Raw genomic sequence first — 16,255 nt, 5'->3', positions numbered from 1 at the left:
GAGTATGCAATTTGTTACAGAGTGGATTAGAAATATTATCGTTTTTTTACTCTTAGCGACAATGCTTCATCTTATTCTTCCAAATTCAAATTTGCAAAAGTACGTTAAATTCGTTGTAAGTCTATTGTTAGTCGTATTAATTTTAACGCCTCTATTTAAGTTGTTACAAACAGATGTAAATGAAGTTATCGCAAATTTCAATGAGGAAAAGTACGTAGCAGATGGATCTGTAAAAAATTCGATAGATTCGAAGAAAAAAGAAATACAAGCTCTAACACGTGCATATAGTTTAGAAGAGATGGCTACCAAAATGAAAAAAGACGTAGGAAAAGAGTTTGAGAAAAAGTATGGTATGACAGTCTCTGAAATACAAATAGTCGCAGTGGAACATGCAGAAGAAGTAAAGTCAGCGAAAGATATTCAATCTGTTGTTGTGACGTTGAAAGAAAAAGAACGTAGTAAAAATGATGCAATCGAAACAGTAAAGCCAATTGAAATTAATATGAAAGAACCTCCAAAAAAAATAGAAGAAACGAATGTAGAAATGAAAGATTTCTTTTCAAGCAGGTGGCAACTAGAGGATAAACAAATCCAAGTTCAGATGGAAGGGAGGACAGGTAGCGTAAATGGACAATAAAGATAAAAATTCGAGGTTCTCATTTTTTCGAAACCTATTAAATGGGGATGGAAAAGAAAGTAATGAGAAGGGGAAAAAGGTAACACCTAAGTTTTTGCTTGTCCTACTCATACTTGGGATTGCGCTTATGTTTTCTAGTAATTTCTTATCACCTAAAAAAGAAGAAGTGCCTGTGTTTAAAGAAAAGACAAGTCAAAGCCAAGATAAAGATGTACCAACTTTCGGTCAAAAAAACAATGATAATATGTCAAATGTAGAAAAATACGAAAAAGCGTATGAACAAGAATTGAAAGCTTCTTTAGAAGAGATAGCCGGAGTAAAAGATGTAACTATTAAAGTGAACTTAGATTCATCTGAAGAAAAAATACTCGAGAAAAATACAGTAAAACGTTCACAAACGACAGGTGAAACTGATAAAGCAGGCGGGAAAAGGGAAGTAGAAGACGAGTCTCTTGATGAAAAGACAGTCATTATACGTGAAGGTGATAAAGAAACTCCAATTGTTTTGCGAACAGAGAAACCGAAAGTACGAGGTGTTCTGGTCGTAGCAAAGGGAGTGGATAATATACAAATAAAAGCAATGGTAAAAGAAGCTGTGACGCGATTATTAGATGTACCAGCTCATCGCGTTTCAGTATCACCGAAAAATTGATAGGGAGGAAATAAAGTGTTAAAAAAACAAACGGTTTGGCTATTAACGATGTTAAGTTTAGTGGTTGTACTATCTGTTTATTACGTAACAACTCCTGATAAAATGAATACAGCAGCACCGGCAACGGGTGAAAAGATGGGACAAGAAAAGCAAGGTGTTGATAAAGCAGTTACAAAAGAAACAACGAAAGAAACTACAAATAAAGAGACAACAAAAGAAAATACAAGCAAGGAAACTACAAATAAAGAAACAGACAAGAAAGAGAATGACAAAAAAGAAACAAGTAAAAAAGAGGCTAGCGTAACAGTTCAATCAAGCGATGAGAATTTTACAGCGCTACGTATGCAAATGGAAGATCAGCGTAGTGTAGAGAAAGAAAAGTTACAAAATGTAATGAAGTCATCAAAATCTTCAGCAGAAGAAAAGAGTAAAGCGAAAGATAATCTTGATGCAATCACTACGATGGAAACGAAGCAACAATTACTTGAGACAGTGATTAAATCTCAAGGCGGATATAAGGATGCTCTTGTAAGAGCTGATGGAACAGACATTAAAGTAACAGTTAAATCGGCAAAGCATTCACAAAAAGAAGCGAATAAAATTATTCAGCTCGTAAGAAGTGAAGGTGGTTCAAAAGATGTAGGTGTGAAATTTGATCCATCAGTAAAATAAATTGAAATTATAATAGGTGTTGCTGCTTCAAATTAGATAAAAGAATAATAGAAAAAAGCTATCGTTTTCGATAGCTTTTTTCTATTTCATCTTTGCAGTTGTATTTAGTATTTTCAATTGGAAACGGGGAAATACGCTGTGAGTAAAAGATTAATGGTTCGTGATGATGGTGATTAGTTTTTCCAGATTTGACGTGAATGAAGAGGACCAATGTCCAAATCACTACGGCAGGCAAGAACAGGATGAGCCATATCATATGTCCGCACCTCACTACAATAAATTTGCTACACTTTGAACATACTATTCTTTTATGAAGGAAGAATGAACGGCGCGTAAACAAAAAAATAATATTTGGTAAAAATATGTTTTTTTACCGTGGATAAAATGAAGAATGCTGAGGGAATTACGTTTTTACACTTTGCAGTTTTGAAAAAGTAAAGAATGTTTTTTAGGAAGTGGTCTTGCCAATTTTGTGTGAAACTTGGTATTATTACTAGGTAATAATTTTTTGGTGGAATAATATTTTTACAGGAGTTTCGATTTATAATAAAGAAATATAAATTGGAATGTTTAAAAAATTTAGCGTAAGATGGGAATAGTAAATATTTCTATTAGTAAATGTCATAGGAATAAATTTTCTAATAGAATACATCGTATTTTTACAGTAAATCAGTTTGATGCCAATCTGTAAAAACGGGACAAACAAGAGTATGGGAGTGGATTTTACATGTTTAAAATTCAAGAAGTTCGTGAATTAATTAAATTAATTGATAGCTCTAATATTGATGAATTTGAATACAAAAAAGACGGTACAACAATCAAAATGAAAAAACGTGGTAATGAAGTAGTTACTGTGCAAGCACCGGTGACGAAACAGGTAGTACAGCCAGCAGCATCTGTCGAAGTAGAAACAGCAGTAGCGGCAGCGCAAGTAGAAGCGCCAAAACAAGAAGAGAAGAAAGTTGTTCAAGATGAAAACCTACATAAAATCACATCACCGATGGTAGGGACATTTTATTCCTCTTCTTCGCCTGATACACCTCAATATGTAAGTGTTGGGGACAGAGTATCGAAAGATTCTATCGTATGTATTGTTGAAGCTATGAAATTATTTAACGAAATTGACGCAGATGTAGAGGGCGAAATTGTTGAGATTCTTGTTAATAACGGACAGCTTGTTGAGTATGGACAACCGCTATTTCTTGTAAAAGCGTAATAAGGGAGTCTTTGTGATGATAAAAAAAGTATTAATAGCCAATCGTGGGGAAATTGCTGTACGAATTATTCGTGCTTGTAAAGAAATGGATATTGAAACAGTTGCAATTTATTCAGAAGCAGACAAAGAGTCACTTCATGTGCAAATTGCAGATGAAGCGTATTGTGTTGGACCAACGATTTCAAAAGAAAGCTATTTAAATTTGACGAACATTATTAGTGTTGCGAAATTAACAGGTTGTGATGCAATTCATCCGGGATATGGATTTTTAGCAGAGAATGCAGATTTTGCAGAATTATGCCGTGAGTGTAACTTGATTTTTATCGGTCCAAGCCCAGAAGCCATTTCAAAGATGGGCACAAAAGACGTTGCACGTGATACAATGAAAGAAGCAGGGGTTCCGATTGTACCAGGTTCACAAGGGATTATTAAAAATACCGAAGAAGCGATCGAGCTTGCTAATCAACTTGGATATCCAGTTATCATTAAAGCGACTGCAGGTGGCGGCGGAAAAGGTATTCGTGTTGCGCGCCATGAAGAAGAGCTTGTAAAAGGAATTCAAATTACACAGCAAGAAGCCAGTACCGCTTTTGGGAACCCTGGTGTATACTTGGAGAAGTACGTTGAAGATTTCCGCCATGTTGAGATTCAAATAATGGCAGATACACATGGAAATGCCATTCATTTAGGAGAGCGTGATTGTACAATTCAGCGCCGTCTGCAGAAACTATTAGAAGAAAGTCCATCACCTGCACTTGATGAGAATATTCGCAAGCAAATGGGTGAGGCAGCAGTTAAAGCGGCGGTAGCGGTTGATTATACAGGTGCTGGTACGGTTGAGTTTATTTATGAATATAAAACGAAAAGCTTTTATTTCATGGAGATGAATACGAGAATCCAAGTTGAACATCCAGTTACTGAAATGGTAACAGGGATGGATTTAATTAAAGAACAAATTCTTGTTGCTTCTGGAGAAAAGTTATCGTTACAGCAAGAAGAAGTACAATTTAATGGTTGGGCAATGGAATGTCGAATTAATGCGGAAAACCCTGCCAAAAAATTTATGCCATCTCCAGGTAAAGTAGAAATGTACTTACCACCAGGCGGATTTGGTATTCGCGTCGATTCAGCTGTATATCCGGGATATTCAATACCACCTTTCTATGATTCGATGGTTGCTAAATTAATTGTTCACGGAAAAACACGTGAAGAGGCAATTGCAAAAATGAAGCGAGCGCTCAGTGAGTTTGTCATTGAAGGCGTACATACAACAATCCCGTTCCATTTGCAATTGCTAGAGCATCCTGATTTTGTAAAAGGTGAGTTTAACACGAAATTTTTGGAAGAGCATGAACTTGTGACGCAGTGATACATTAAAGGAGGTTTTTTTCATGGCTGAACATATGTTAGATATGGGTCAAGATACAACTCTTGGAAAAGTAGAAATTGCACCAGAAGTAATCGAAGTAATTGCAGGTATTGCAGCTGCTGAAGTAGAAGGTGTAGCGGCAATGCGTGGTAATTTTGCTACAGATGTTGTTGAGAAGTTAGGTAAGAAAAATCATGGTAAAGGTGTAAAGGTTGAATTAGCAAACGAAGATATTATTGTTGACCTTTATGTTGTGATGTATTTTGGTGTAGCGATTCCGGTTGTTGCACAAAAAATTCAAGACAATATTCGCCAAGCACTCTTTACAATGACAGGACTTGAGCCAAAAGAAGTGAACGTTCACATCGTTGGCGTAACATTCGAAACACAAAAAACAGAAATCGAACCAGTGTAAGAGTGGAAAAAGGTGCCTAGTAAAATAGGCATCTTTTTTATCGTTTCATTTCTTCACAAATTAAAACCCTCTAATTATTATACTATTTCAAAAAAAAAGAAAAATAAAACGGTATGTTTCATTTTTCCAAAAAACGTACATTGTGATAAGATATGGAACTTGAAGTTAATCTTTTTATTATTTTTCAGCCTTGTACCCCGTGTGTGAAACGATAAATTGTGTTATTATCATTGTATTATAAGGTTGGAAAATCAATGAAAACTGCAAGAGTAAGTGAATTGACGGCTTATAAATTATAATAATATAACAAAACATAAGGAAAGACTTGAAGTATAAAGGAGAGTTACAATGAAACGTAGGACGGCTAGAGAAAGAGCAATGCAAGCATTATACCAAATGGATATTACAGGTGAATTAGAACCGAAAGTAGCGGTGGAAAATACGCTAGATGAAGGCGAAGAAACAAATGAGTTTCTAGAATCACTTGTTGTAGGATTTGTAGACAACAAAGAAGAAATTGACGCAGCAATTCGTCAAAATTTAAAAAAGTGGAAGCTTGAGCGTATTAGTATTGTTGATCGCAGTATTTTACGTGTAGCTGTGTGTGAGATGAAATACATGGAAGAAATTCCGCACAATGTAACAATTAACGAAGCAATTGAAATCGCAAAAACATTTGGGGATGAGGAATCTCGTCGTTTTATTAACGGCGTTTTATCTAATATAAAAGATACACTGTAATTTCTTTAAGGGGGAAACTTAAAATGGTAGCAGTAATCATCAAAGGAAATGAAGTTGCGGAGAAAAAACGAGCACAATTAAAAGAAAAAGTTGTGAAGTTAAAAGAGCAAGGGATTGTACCAGGATTAGCAGTTATTTTAGTTGGAGAAGATCCAGCATCTCGTTCTTATGTAAAAGGAAAAGAAAAAGGCTGTGAGCAAGTAGGAATCTATTCAGAGCTAATTGAACTTCCTGAAACGATTACTGAGGAGCGTTTGCTTGCTGAAATCGATCGCTTAAATGGAGACGACCGCATTAATGGCATATTGGTACAATTACCTTTACCAAAACATATTGAAGAAAAAGCTATCATTGAAAGAATTTCACCGGAAAAGGATGTAGATGGATTTCACCCAATCAGCGTAGGACGTATGATGACGGGACAAGACACATTCCTTCCATGTACACCGCATGGCATTTTAGAATTAGTAAAAGAAACGAATCTTGATATTTCTGGAAAGCATGTTGTTGTAATTGGAAGAAGTAATATTGTTGGTAAACCAGTGGGGCAACTGTTTTTAAATGAAAATGCAACTGTCACATATTGTCATTCTAAGACGCAAAATATAAAAGAATTATCGAAGTTAGCTGATATTTTAATCGTAGCCGTTGGACGACCGAAAATGGTAACAGCTGACTATATTAAAGAGGGTGCGGTTGTAATTGATGTTGGTGTTAACCGTTTAGAAACAGGCAAACTTTGTGGTGATGTTGATTTTGACAATGTATTAGACGTTGCAGGTTACATTACGCCTGTGCCAAAAGGAGTCGGCCCAATGACTATTACAATGCTTCTTCACAACACTGTGGAGTCTGCAAAGCGTGCAGGTGTTGTTTGTCAATAATTTGAATCGGCTATGAGGAGAGAGAAATGGAGAAACAATATTTAACCGTTACAGCATTAACACGCTATATTAAAACAAAAATAGAGTATGATCCGCATTTACAGTCTGTTTGGTTAAAAGGAGAAATTTCCAACTTTAAATATCATAGTCGTGGTCATATGTATTTTACATTGAAAGATGAAAATGCAAGAATTGCAGCGGTTATGTTTGCGGGTCATAATCGTAACATTAAATTCAGGCCGGAAAATGGAATGAAAGTACTTGTAAAAGGAAAGATTTCTGTTTACGAGGCGAGTGGTTCTTATCAAATTTATATTCAAGACATGCAGCCTGACGGAATTGGAAACTTGCATTTAGCTTATGAGCAATTAAAAGTTCGTTTAGAGGAAGAGGGCTTGTTTTCTCAAGTTTATAAAAAAATAATTCCTCCGTATGCTAAAACAATAGGTGTAATCACGTCGCCAACAGGAGCAGCAATTCGCGATATTATAACAACAATTAAACGTCGTTATCCAATTGGAAATGTTATTGTGTTTCCTGTACTTGTACAAGGGGAGTCAGCAGCTCCCTCGATTGTACAAGCAATTCGTACAGCGAATGAAATGGGAGATATTGATGTTTTAATTGTTGGACGTGGTGGAGGCTCTATTGAAGAATTATGGGCCTTTAATGAGGAAGTAGTTGCAAGAGAAATTTTCACAAGTGAGATTCCGATTATTTCGGCTGTAGGCCATGAAACAGATTTTACAATCGCAGATTTTGTCGCGGATTTACGTGCACCAACACCGACTGCAGCAGCTGAGCTGGCGGTACCTAATACTATAGAGTTACAAGAAAAGGTATTACAAAGAACTCTGAGATTGCAAAGAGCAATGAGAGAGAGAGTACATAAAAAAGAAGAAAAACTGCAAGTGTTACAAAAATCTTATGCGTTCCGTTATCCAAGGCAAGTGTACGAGCAAAAAGAAGAGCAGTTAGACAGGGCTCTTGAACAACTTGTTTTAGCGAAAGAGCGTTATATAGATAAAAAAGTAAATCAATTAAAGCAACTTTCATTTTATTTAGAAAAGCACCACCCATCTCAAAAAATTATACAAACGAAAACGGCAATTGAAACGTTGCAAAAGCAGTTGCAACGTGAAATGCAAACATTACTTCAAACGAAGGAGTTCGTATTTGTGAGAGCGGCTCAAAAGCTTGAGGTATTAAGCCCGCTTAAAGTAATGATGAGAGGGTATGGGCTTGTATACGATGAAGAGAAACAAGTATTAAAAAGCGTGAAAGATGTTAGCCTTGGAGATGCTGTTTCGGTTCAATTACAAGATGGAATACTAGATTGTAGCGTATCAAGCATAGAGGAGCGTGAATTGAATAATGGAAAATAAGTTAAGCTTTGAAGAAGCAATTTCGCAGCTTGAGCATCTCGTTTCTAAGCTTGAACAAGGTGATGTACCTTTAGAGGAAGCAATTTCTTATTTTAAGGAAGGCATGGAATTATCTAAGCTTTGTGATGAGAAATTGAAAGATGTACAAGAACAAATGGCAGTTATCCTTGGGGAAGATGGAGAGCTTAAACCGTTTACTGCTTTAGGAGATGAAGCATAGTGACACATATAGCTTTTGATGCTTTTTTGAAAGAGAGTAAAACTTTCGTAGAAGAAAAGCTTGTAAGCTATGCAAATGAATTACAATGTCCAAATGTGCTTCGTGAAGCGATGGCATATTCTTTGGAAGCGGGTGGGAAACGTCTCCGCCCGTTACTTTTATTTGCAACGTTACAAGCGTTTGGGAAAGAAAGAAATCTTGGAGTGGGTGCAGCTTGTGCCCTTGAAATGATTCATACATATTCGTTAATTCATGATGATTTACCTTGTATGGATGATGATGATCTAAGACGAGGAAAGCCTACAAATCATAAAGTATTTGGTGAAGCAATGGCAGTTTTAGCGGGAGATGGTTTGTTGACATATGCTTTTCAAGTTATTATGGCATATGAGCAAAAAGAAATCTCTGCTGAAAAAAAAGTAAGACTTGTACTTGAGCTTGCGAAAGCAGCAGGACCTGAAGGAATGGTTGCTGGACAAGTGGCAGATATGGAAGCTGAAGGAAAACGACTTACAATTAATGAATTAGAGTACATTCATAATCATAAGACAGGTAAACTGCTTGAGTTTGCTGTACTTGCAGGCGCGATACTTTCTGATGCTACAGAAGAGCAAGAAGAGAAGTTACTTGCATTTGCGAAATATATCGGTCTAGCTTTCCAAATTAGAGATGATATTTTGGATGTAGAAGGAACAGAAGAAGAGATTGGAAAACCGATTGGTAGTGATGCTTCCAACGAGAAGAGCACATATACGACGTTATTTACTTTAGATAGAGCAAAATCTATTTTAGAGGAGAAAATTGCAAAAGCAAAAGATTCTATTAGCTCCTTACAATTACAAGATGAATATTTACTATCTATTTGTGATTTAATCGCAAAACGTAATAACTAATATAACAGCGTTTCCATTTGTTGAGTCATTCATCATTTTATGATATAAATGTAGGAAAGGTTTTTCTTTTCTTGTTATTGGCAAAAATATATGTAGATTACATTGCCGTTATCACTTCGTGTTAGCGGCTATTTTTTTCATCACGTAAAGAAATATGATGTATAATATGATAAGTGAAAAAATGGAAGTGTTTTCTGAAAGCAGGACAAGATAAAAAGAATAGAAAAGATAATTTCTTGTGTTGTGTAAATGTTTCTTATAATATTTGACATGTTGACAGATTATGAAATGAAAGTGAGTGATCCATGTGGATCTAACGCAAATTCAAAACCCTAGTTTTTTGAAAGATATGTCTATCAGTGAACTAGAGGGGTTGAGTGAGGATATTCGTAAGTTTTTAATTGAAGAGCTCTCTCAAACAGGTGGACATATTGCACCTAATTTAGGTGTAGTAGAACTCACAATTGCTCTGCATAAATTATTTGATAGTCCGAAAGATAAATTTTTATGGGACGTAGGACATCAATCCTATGTACATAAAATTTTAACAGGGCGTGCGAAAGAATTCGGCACATTAAGGCAATACCAAGGTCTATGTGGTTTTCCAAAACGCTGCGAGAGTGAGCATGATGTTTGGGAAACTGGTCATAGTTCAACGTCGTTATCTGCTGCAATGGGAATGGCTCTAGCACGTGATTTAAAGAAAACGGAAGAATACGTTATACCAATCATTGGCGATGGGGCATTAACAGGCGGAATGGCTTTAGAGGCATTGAACCACATTGGGCATGAAAAAACGGACATGATTGTTATTTTGAATGACAATGAAATGTCAATTGCACCAAACGTCGGTGCACTTCATAATGTACTTGGTCGTTTACGTACCGCAGGGAAGTACCATTGGGTAAAAGATGAACTAGAGTATATATTGAAGAAAATCCCAGCAGTCGGCGGGAAAGTTGCTGCGACAGCAGAGAAAATAAAAGATAGTCTAAAATATTTACTAGTATCAGGCGTCTTTTTTGAAGAATTAGGCTTTACATATTTAGGTCCGGTCGATGGGCATGATTATGAAAAGTTATTCGAAACGTTGCAATATGCAAAGAAAACAAAAGGCCCAGTACTTGTTCATGTTATTACGAAAAAAGGAAAAGGTTATAAACCAGCTGAAAGTGACGTTATTGGAACTTGGCATGGAACAGGATCGTATAAAATTGAGTCAGGTGACTTCGTTAAACCGAAAGAAGTTGCACCAGCATGGAGTGCTGTTGTTAGTGAAACAGTGCTTAAGCTAGCGAGAACGGATGAACGTATCGTTGCAATTACGCCTGCAATGCCTGTTGGATCGAAACTTGAGAAATTCCAAAAAGAATTTCCGGATCGCATGATTGATGTAGGTATTGCAGAGCAGCATGCTACAACAATGGCAGCTGGTATGGCAACACAAGGGATGAAGCCGTTCTTAGCAATTTATTCAACATTTTTACAAAGAGCATACGACCAAGTTGTTCATGATATTTGTCGCCAAAATTTAAATGTTTTCATTGGAATAGATCGCTCTGGATTAGTAGGAGCAGACGGTGAAACGCATCAAGGTGTATTTGACATCGCGTTTTTACGTCACTTGCCGAATATGGTGCTTATGATGCCGAAAGATGAAAATGAAGGTCAACATTTAGTATATACAGCGATGCAATACGAAGATGGACCGATTGCTTTACGTTATGCACGCGGAAATGGACTTGGCGTTCAAATGGATGAAGAATTAAAGGCGATTCCAATCGGTACATGGGAAACGTTAAAAGAAGGCACACAAGCAGCAATTTTAACGTTTGGTACGACAATCCCGATGGCAATGGAAGCAGCTGAGCGTCTTGAACAAGCTGGAGTATCAGTGAAAGTAGTGAATGCTCGCTTTATTAAGCCGATGGACGAAGCATATTTACATGATCTTTTAGGGAAAAATATACCGATTTTAACGATTGAAGAGGCTTGTTTAATCGGTGGCTTTGGAACGGGAGTAGTTGAATTTGCTTCTGAGAACGGATACCATAGTGCTTTAATTGAACGAATGGGTATTCCTGATCGCTTCATAGAGCATGGTAGTGTAACAAAACTGTTAGAAGAAATTGGTTTAACAACAGATGCTGTTGTAGACCGTATTCATACAATGATTCCATCAAAACAAAAAAGGGCGTAACAAATGAGCGTAAAAAAAGAAAGAGTAGATGTACTATTAGTAGAGCGAGGACTTATAGAAACGCGTGAGAAGGCTAAACGTGCTGTTATGGCAGGTCTTGTATATGCGAATGAAATGAGACTCGATAAGCCAGGGGAGAAAATCTCACAAGATACGGAGATTACGGTGAAAGGGCAAGTCATGCCGTATGTAAGCCGTGGTGGTTATAAGCTTGAAAAGGCATTAGAAACATTTCAACTTGATTTACAAGATAAGGTTATGATAGATATTGGTTCATCAACTGGTGGTTTTACAGACTGTGCGCTTCAAAATGGGGCGAAGTTATCCTACGCATTAGATGTAGGATATAATCAACTTGCGTGGAAATTGCGTCAAGATGAGCGTGTTGTTGTGATGGAACGAACGAACTTTCGTTACGTGACACCGGCAGATTTAGAGCGTGGTTTACCGCAGTTTGCAAGTATTGATGTTTCATTTATATCATTAAGGCTTATATTGCCGGTTTTAAAAACAATGCTTATGCCAAATGGTGATGTAGCTGCATTGATTAAACCTCAGTTTGAAGCTGGACGAGAACAAGTCGGGAAAAAAGGCATTGTTCGTGATAGAAAAGTACATGAAGCTGTCGTGGAAATGATTGTCGATTTTGCTCTTAAGGAAGGCTATAATATCGAAGGTTTAACATTCTCACCAATTACAGGCGGGGATGGAAATATTGAATTTTTAATTCATCTAAAGTGGCACGGTGAGCGTGAGAATGGCGAAAATCATTCTCCGGTTTCTATTGAGCAAGTTGTTACAGAAGCACATGATGTTTTAAAACAAAAAGGGAAAGGGGAATAACATATGTTGTTCCTCTTTTTGTTGTAATCGTATAATGATTGTAAAAACAATTGTGTACAAGTAATGGATTATACGGTAACATAAATAAATGAAGTATACCAATGTTTAAACTATGGTAAGAGATAGTGTGAGGTGCAAATGTATGAATAAAGGTCAGCGCCATATTAAAATCAGGGAAATTATTGCTAACAAAGAAATTGAAACACAAGATGAACTAGTTGATATTTTACGTAATGTGGGGTTTAATGTAACGCAAGCAACAGTATCGCGCGATATTAAAGAACTGCACTTAGTGAAGGTGCCATTACATGATGGCCGCTATAAATATAGCTTGCCAGCAGATCAACGATTTAATCCGTTGCAAAAATTAAAACGAAATCTAGTGGATTCATTTGTAAAATTAGACACGGCAGGACATATGCTTGTGCTAAAAACATTGCCTGGTAACGCTCATTCACTTGGGGCACTCATTGATCATTTAGAGTGGGATGAGATCGTCGGAACCATTTGTGGTGATGATACTTGCTTAATTATTTGCCGTACACCTGAAGATACAGGTGTTGTCTCTGATCGTTTCTTAAATATGCTTTAACAGAAAAATCTTGTTTACTTTCCTCTGTAAAGTGGAAAGTAAACAAGATATTTTTATTGGCGAAAAATACGGATTTTCAAATACAATACATTATTTTTTTTGAATGAAGTTAGAAAATAGGTGGATTGACCCGTAAAACGAATGTTTGGTACAATGGAGCGGGTTAGAAGAGTAATTTATACATACAAACATATAGTATAACTATTTGAATGAAGAATACTGAGAAAAGCCCTTAATAGGGGATTAGTTTATAACGAGGTGAATGGGGCATTGTTATCGGAATTATCGATCAGAAACTTTGCTATTATTGAGGCATTAAATATTTCTTTTCAAAAAGGTTTAACCGTTTTAAGTGGTGAAACAGGAGCTGGAAAATCCATTATTATTGATGCAATTAGTTTGCTTGTTGGTGGCCGTGGTTCAGCAGAATTTGTTCGATATGGAACAGAAAAGGCTGAGATAGAAGGCTTATTCTATGTAGAAGATGACAAGCATCCATGTATCGCAAAGGCAGAAGAGTTAGATATAGAAATAGAAGATGGCATGATTATTTTGAAGCGTGACATCGCTGCGAACGGAAAAAGTGTCTGTCGTGTAAATGGGAAACTTGTTACACTCAGCATATTAAAAGAGATTGGAAAAACGCTAGTTGATATTCATGGACAGCATGAAACACAAGATTTAATGAATGAAGAACGTCATATGTTTATGCTTGATCATTTTGATGGAAATCGCATTGTTAAACAATTGGGCATATATCAAAATGTATATACAGACTATGAGAAGTTAAAAAAACAGCTGAAATCTTTAAGTGAAAATGAACAACAAATGGCCCATCGTCTAGATTTAATTCAATTCCAACATGAAGAAATTCGTAAGGCGGATTTAAAAATGGATGAAGAATATGAATTGACTGAGGAACGATTAAAAATCTCCAATTTTGAAAAGATTTATAAAGCATTAGGAGATGCGTATCGTTCGTTAAGTGGAGACGGACAGGGATTGGATCACGTAAGAAATGCAATGGGACAAATGGAGAGTATTACGCACTTAGATGAAGCGTATCAAGAAAATCATGATTCTATTGCGAATAGTTATTACTTATTAGAAGAAGTTGCATATCAGCTTAGAGAAAAATTAGATATGATGGAATATGATCCGAAACGTCTAGATGAAATTGAAACACGTTTGAATGAAATCCGTATGTTAAAGAGAAAGTATGGAAATACTGTAGAAGAGATTTTAGCGTATGCTGATAAAATTGAACAAGAAATTTTTACGATTGAAAATAAAGACGTACATATTGAAACGACGAGAAAGCAGTTAACGAAATTAGAAGGTGTTATTGTAAAAGAAGCAACGTTGTTAAGTACTATGCGTCATGAGCTTGCAGATCATCTTACAAGCGCTATTCATCAAGAATTAAAAGAACTATATATGGAAAAAACGAAATTTGAAGTGAGAATTATGAAGAGGGTAGGAAATGTAGAAGAACCTCTCGTGGAAGGAACACCGGTAAAACTTACGGCGGATGGCTACGATCATGTGGAATTTTATATTTCAACGAATCCGGGTGAACCGTTAAAGCCACTTTCAAAGGTCGCTTCTGGCGGAGAGTTATCTCGTATTATTTTAGCTTTAAAAAGCATTTTTTCTAAGCATCAAGGTGTTGCATCTGTTATTTTTGATGAAGTGGATACGGGTGTGAGTGGTCGGGTTGCACAGGCTATTGCGGAAAAAATTTATCGTGTATCAGTAAACTCGCAAGTACTTTGTATTACACACTTACCTCAAGTAGCTTCAATGGCGGACTCTCATTTATTTATTAGAAAACAAGTGGCGAATGATCGTACGATTACATCGGTTACTGTGTTAAGTACGGATGAAAAAGTAACAGAAATTGCTCGAATGATTTCTGGTGTTGAAATTACAGATTTAACGACAGAGCATGCGAAAGAGTTACTTACGCAAGCGCATCATTTCAAACAGACAGCAGAGGCTATCCAGTAATGGATAGCTTTTTTTTCTCAAATGACGATTTCTTAATTCTTCCGGTTATAAATAAAGCGCTGCAAGGAGAGATTAAAAAGTGAAGCCAAGAGGCTGAATGTGGGGTAGGAGCGAGGAGAGTGAACAAATTGAAATTAGAAAGATTTCGAAAAATACTAGGTCTTTGTCTCCTTGTTTCTCTAGTTTTTATTGGATGTTTTAAACCGCTTCGAACGTTTATTTCATCGCCGAAGCAACTTGTTGTTTTTGAAGGACAACAATCAGAAATAGCATCATTACCAGTTTTTAAGGCTGCATCTACAAATCGTAATGTATTTACTGTAAGTTCAAATGAACAAGAACTTATGGTAAATTCTCACCAAAATGGTGAAGCTGATATGGTGTTTCAACTTGCTGGTTTTCCAGTGAAAAAAGTAAATGTGAAAGTATTAAAAGATTTTAAAGTTATTCCAGGTGGACAATCGATTGGTGTAAAATTGAACACAAAAGGTGTACTTGTTGTAGGCCATCATTTAATTCAAACTGAAAAGGGTAAAGTATCTCCTGGTGAAACAGCTGGTGTACAGATTGGAGATATGATTACTGAAATCAATGGTAAAACAATTGAAAGAATGAGTGATGTAGCACCATTTATTCATAATAGTGGAGAAACAGGTGAACCGCTTAATCTTGTTTTATTAAGAGATGGAAAATATATTCGTGCTAAGCTAACACCACAAAAAGACAATGGTGAATCCTCTTACCGAATTGGACTGTATATTCGTGATTCAGCAGCTGGTATCGGAACGATGACATTTGTACATCCAGATTCCATGAAATATGGAGCGCTTGGTCATGTAATTTCCGATAATGATACAAAAAAGCCGATTCAAGTAGAAGATGGACAAATTATGCGTTCGACAGTAACGTCTATTGAAAGAGGAAGTCACGGGAACCCGGGAGAAAAATTAGCAAGATTTTCACCGGATCGTGAAGTGATTGGTAATATTACAATAAATAGCCCGTATGGTATTTTTGGGAAATTAAACACAGATATGACAAACGGCATAATGGATAAAGCAATGCCTATCGCATTATCCCATCAAGTAAAAGAAGGGCCAGCGAAAATATTAACAGTTATTGATCAAGATAAGGTGGAAGCGTTTGATATTGAAGTTGTTAGTACGGTACCACAAAAGTTCCCGGCTACAAAAGGTATGGTTATAAAAGTGACAGATAAACGTTTACTAGCAAAAACGGGTGGTATTGTACAAGGAATGAGTGGAAGTCCGATTGTACAAAATGGGAAAGTAATTGGTGCGGTTACACATGTATTTGTAAATGATCCAACGTCAGGATACGGTGTTCATATTGAATGGATGTTACATGAGGCTGGAATTAATATTTATGATCAAGAGAAAAAAGCGAGCTAATACATATTAGCTCGCTTTTCTTTTGAAAAATTCGTTGAAATTTTGTAAAAGCTCCGCAAGAGCTGTTTTTTGTTGTAAGATATAAGCAAAGGGTTGAACGTTTCGCTGTAATTC

The 16,255-nt window shown here is 36.4% G+C and carries 17 protein-coding genes; 16 read left to right on the top strand and 1 reads right to left on the bottom strand.

Features of this window, described 5'->3' with window-relative positions:
• Positions 1–4 precede the first annotated feature (4 nt).
• From spoIIIAF to AC1DS7_RS18130, 3 genes are read left to right on the top strand one after another with little or no spacing between them, the layout of a single operon-like run.
• Positions 5–637: a stage III sporulation protein AF gene (gene spoIIIAF, locus AC1DS7_RS18140; protein WP_002015059.1), complete on the top strand. Its 633-nt coding sequence runs from the start codon at positions 5–7 to the stop codon at positions 635–637.
• On the top strand, positions 627–1,289 hold the full coding sequence (spoIIIAG, locus tag AC1DS7_RS18135; RefSeq protein ID WP_002088572.1) for a stage III sporulation protein AG: 663 nt from the start codon (positions 627–629) through the stop codon (positions 1,287–1,289). Before spoIIIAF ends, spoIIIAG begins: the two co-directional genes overlap by 11 nt.
• Before the next feature lie 15 nt (positions 1,290–1,304).
• A complete protein-coding gene (locus AC1DS7_RS18130; protein ID WP_002015062.1) occupies positions 1,305–1,961 on the top strand; it encodes a SpoIIIAH-like family protein in 657 nt (218 codons plus the stop codon).
• A 58-nt stretch (positions 1,962–2,019) separates the two neighbouring features.
• Here the strand turns inward: AC1DS7_RS18130 and AC1DS7_RS18125 are convergent, their stop codons facing one another.
• Entirely contained in the window at positions 2,020–2,217 is a 198-nt protein-coding gene (locus AC1DS7_RS18125; RefSeq protein WP_012261697.1) for a hypothetical protein, read from the bottom strand.
• Between the two features lie 471 nt (positions 2,218–2,688).
• On the opposite strand from AC1DS7_RS18125, the gene accB reads away from it, so the two are divergent.
• From accB to spoIVB, 13 genes are all read left to right on the top strand, one after another.
• Positions 2,689–3,177, top strand: coding sequence for an acetyl-CoA carboxylase biotin carboxyl carrier protein (accB, locus tag AC1DS7_RS18120; protein WP_002033941.1), 489 nt, complete (start codon positions 2,689–2,691; stop codon positions 3,175–3,177).
• Between the two features lie 16 nt (positions 3,178–3,193).
• On the top strand, positions 3,194–4,546 hold the full coding sequence (gene accC / locus AC1DS7_RS18115; protein ID WP_002015065.1) for an acetyl-CoA carboxylase biotin carboxylase subunit: 1,353 nt from the start codon (positions 3,194–3,196) through the stop codon (positions 4,544–4,546).
• Between the two features lie 22 nt (positions 4,547–4,568).
• Positions 4,569–4,961, top strand: a complete 393-nt coding sequence (locus AC1DS7_RS18110; protein WP_000807630.1) for an Asp23/Gls24 family envelope stress response protein — start codon at positions 4,569–4,571, stop codon at positions 4,959–4,961.
• 348 nt (positions 4,962–5,309) lie between these two features.
• On the top strand, positions 5,310–5,702 hold the full coding sequence (gene nusB / locus AC1DS7_RS18105; protein WP_002067080.1) for a N utilization substance protein NusB: 393 nt from the start codon (positions 5,310–5,312) through the stop codon (positions 5,700–5,702).
• 23 nt (positions 5,703–5,725) lie between these two features.
• Positions 5,726–6,586 (top strand): bifunctional methylenetetrahydrofolate dehydrogenase/methenyltetrahydrofolate cyclohydrolase FolD, encoded by an 861-nt coding sequence (gene folD, locus AC1DS7_RS18100; RefSeq protein WP_002067081.1) that lies wholly within the window; start codon positions 5,726–5,728, stop codon positions 6,584–6,586.
• Between the two features lie 26 nt (positions 6,587–6,612).
• Positions 6,613–7,971: an exodeoxyribonuclease VII large subunit gene (gene xseA / locus AC1DS7_RS18095; RefSeq protein WP_002015068.1), complete on the top strand. Its 1,359-nt coding sequence runs from the start codon at positions 6,613–6,615 to the stop codon at positions 7,969–7,971.
• Complete coding sequence (gene xseB / locus AC1DS7_RS18090) at positions 7,961–8,191, top strand: exodeoxyribonuclease VII small subunit (RefSeq protein ID WP_000428422.1); 231 nt, start codon at positions 7,961–7,963, stop codon at positions 8,189–8,191. Before xseA ends, xseB begins: the two co-directional genes overlap by 11 nt.
• Positions 8,191–9,084 (top strand): polyprenyl synthetase family protein, encoded by an 894-nt coding sequence (gene ispA / locus AC1DS7_RS18085; protein ID WP_215588491.1) that lies wholly within the window; start codon positions 8,191–8,193, stop codon positions 9,082–9,084. Before xseB ends, ispA begins: the two co-directional genes overlap by 1 nt.
• Positions 9,085–9,391: 307 nt before the next feature.
• On the top strand, positions 9,392–11,284 hold the full coding sequence (gene dxs, locus AC1DS7_RS18080) for a 1-deoxy-D-xylulose-5-phosphate synthase (protein ID WP_002143098.1): 1,893 nt from the start codon (positions 9,392–9,394) through the stop codon (positions 11,282–11,284).
• A gap of 3 nt (positions 11,285–11,287) precedes the next feature.
• Positions 11,288–12,127 (top strand): TlyA family RNA methyltransferase, encoded by an 840-nt coding sequence (locus AC1DS7_RS18075; RefSeq protein ID WP_002015074.1) that lies wholly within the window; start codon positions 11,288–11,290, stop codon positions 12,125–12,127.
• A gap of 142 nt (positions 12,128–12,269) precedes the next feature.
• Complete coding sequence (argR, locus tag AC1DS7_RS18070; protein ID WP_002015076.1) at positions 12,270–12,719, top strand: arginine repressor ArgR; 450 nt, start codon at positions 12,270–12,272, stop codon at positions 12,717–12,719.
• 270 nt (positions 12,720–12,989) lie between these two features.
• On the top strand, positions 12,990–14,729 hold the full coding sequence (recN, locus tag AC1DS7_RS18065) for a DNA repair protein RecN (protein WP_002088564.1): 1,740 nt from the start codon (positions 12,990–12,992) through the stop codon (positions 14,727–14,729).
• A gap of 119 nt (positions 14,730–14,848) precedes the next feature.
• Positions 14,849–16,141: a SpoIVB peptidase gene (gene spoIVB / locus AC1DS7_RS18060; protein ID WP_476999147.1), complete on the top strand. Its 1,293-nt coding sequence runs from the start codon at positions 14,849–14,851 to the stop codon at positions 16,139–16,141.
• Positions 16,142–16,255 lie beyond the last annotated feature (114 nt).

It is taken from the genome of Bacillus sp. P4_E1 (genome assembly GCF_056401715.1).
This window is presented reverse-complemented; position numbering and strand designations above follow the sequence as displayed.

What these genes read in the sequence shown, in the direction of transcription:
- accC (WP_002015065.1), top strand. Translation starts at nt 3,194, where the DNA reads ATGATAAAAAAAGTATTAATAGCCAATCGTGGGGAAATTGCTGTACGA.
- nusB (WP_002067080.1), top strand. Translation starts at nt 5,310, where the DNA reads ATGAAACGTAGGACGGCTAGAGAAAGAGCAATGCAAGCATTATACCAA.
- xseB (WP_000428422.1), top strand. Translation starts at nt 7,961, where the DNA reads ATGGAAAATAAGTTAAGCTTTGAAGAAGCAATTTCGCAGCTTGAGCAT.
- spoIIIAF (WP_002015059.1), top strand. Translation starts at nt 5, where the DNA reads ATGCAATTTGTTACAGAGTGGATTAGAAATATTATCGTTTTTTTACTC.
- spoIIIAG (WP_002088572.1), top strand. Translation starts at nt 627, where the DNA reads ATGGACAATAAAGATAAAAATTCGAGGTTCTCATTTTTTCGAAACCTA.
- argR (WP_002015076.1), top strand. Translation starts at nt 12,270, where the DNA reads ATGAATAAAGGTCAGCGCCATATTAAAATCAGGGAAATTATTGCTAAC.
- folD (WP_002067081.1), top strand. Translation starts at nt 5,726, where the DNA reads ATGGTAGCAGTAATCATCAAAGGAAATGAAGTTGCGGAGAAAAAACGA.
- accB (WP_002033941.1), top strand. Translation starts at nt 2,689, where the DNA reads ATGTTTAAAATTCAAGAAGTTCGTGAATTAATTAAATTAATTGATAGC.
- AC1DS7_RS18075 (WP_002015074.1), top strand. Translation starts at nt 11,288, where the DNA reads ATGAGCGTAAAAAAAGAAAGAGTAGATGTACTATTAGTAGAGCGAGGA.
- AC1DS7_RS18125 (WP_012261697.1), bottom strand. Translation starts at nt 2,217, where the DNA reads ATGATATGGCTCATCCTGTTCTTGCCTGCCGTAGTGATTTGGACATTG.
- AC1DS7_RS18110 (WP_000807630.1), top strand. Translation starts at nt 4,569, where the DNA reads ATGGCTGAACATATGTTAGATATGGGTCAAGATACAACTCTTGGAAAA.
- xseA (WP_002015068.1), top strand. Translation starts at nt 6,613, where the DNA reads ATGGAGAAACAATATTTAACCGTTACAGCATTAACACGCTATATTAAA.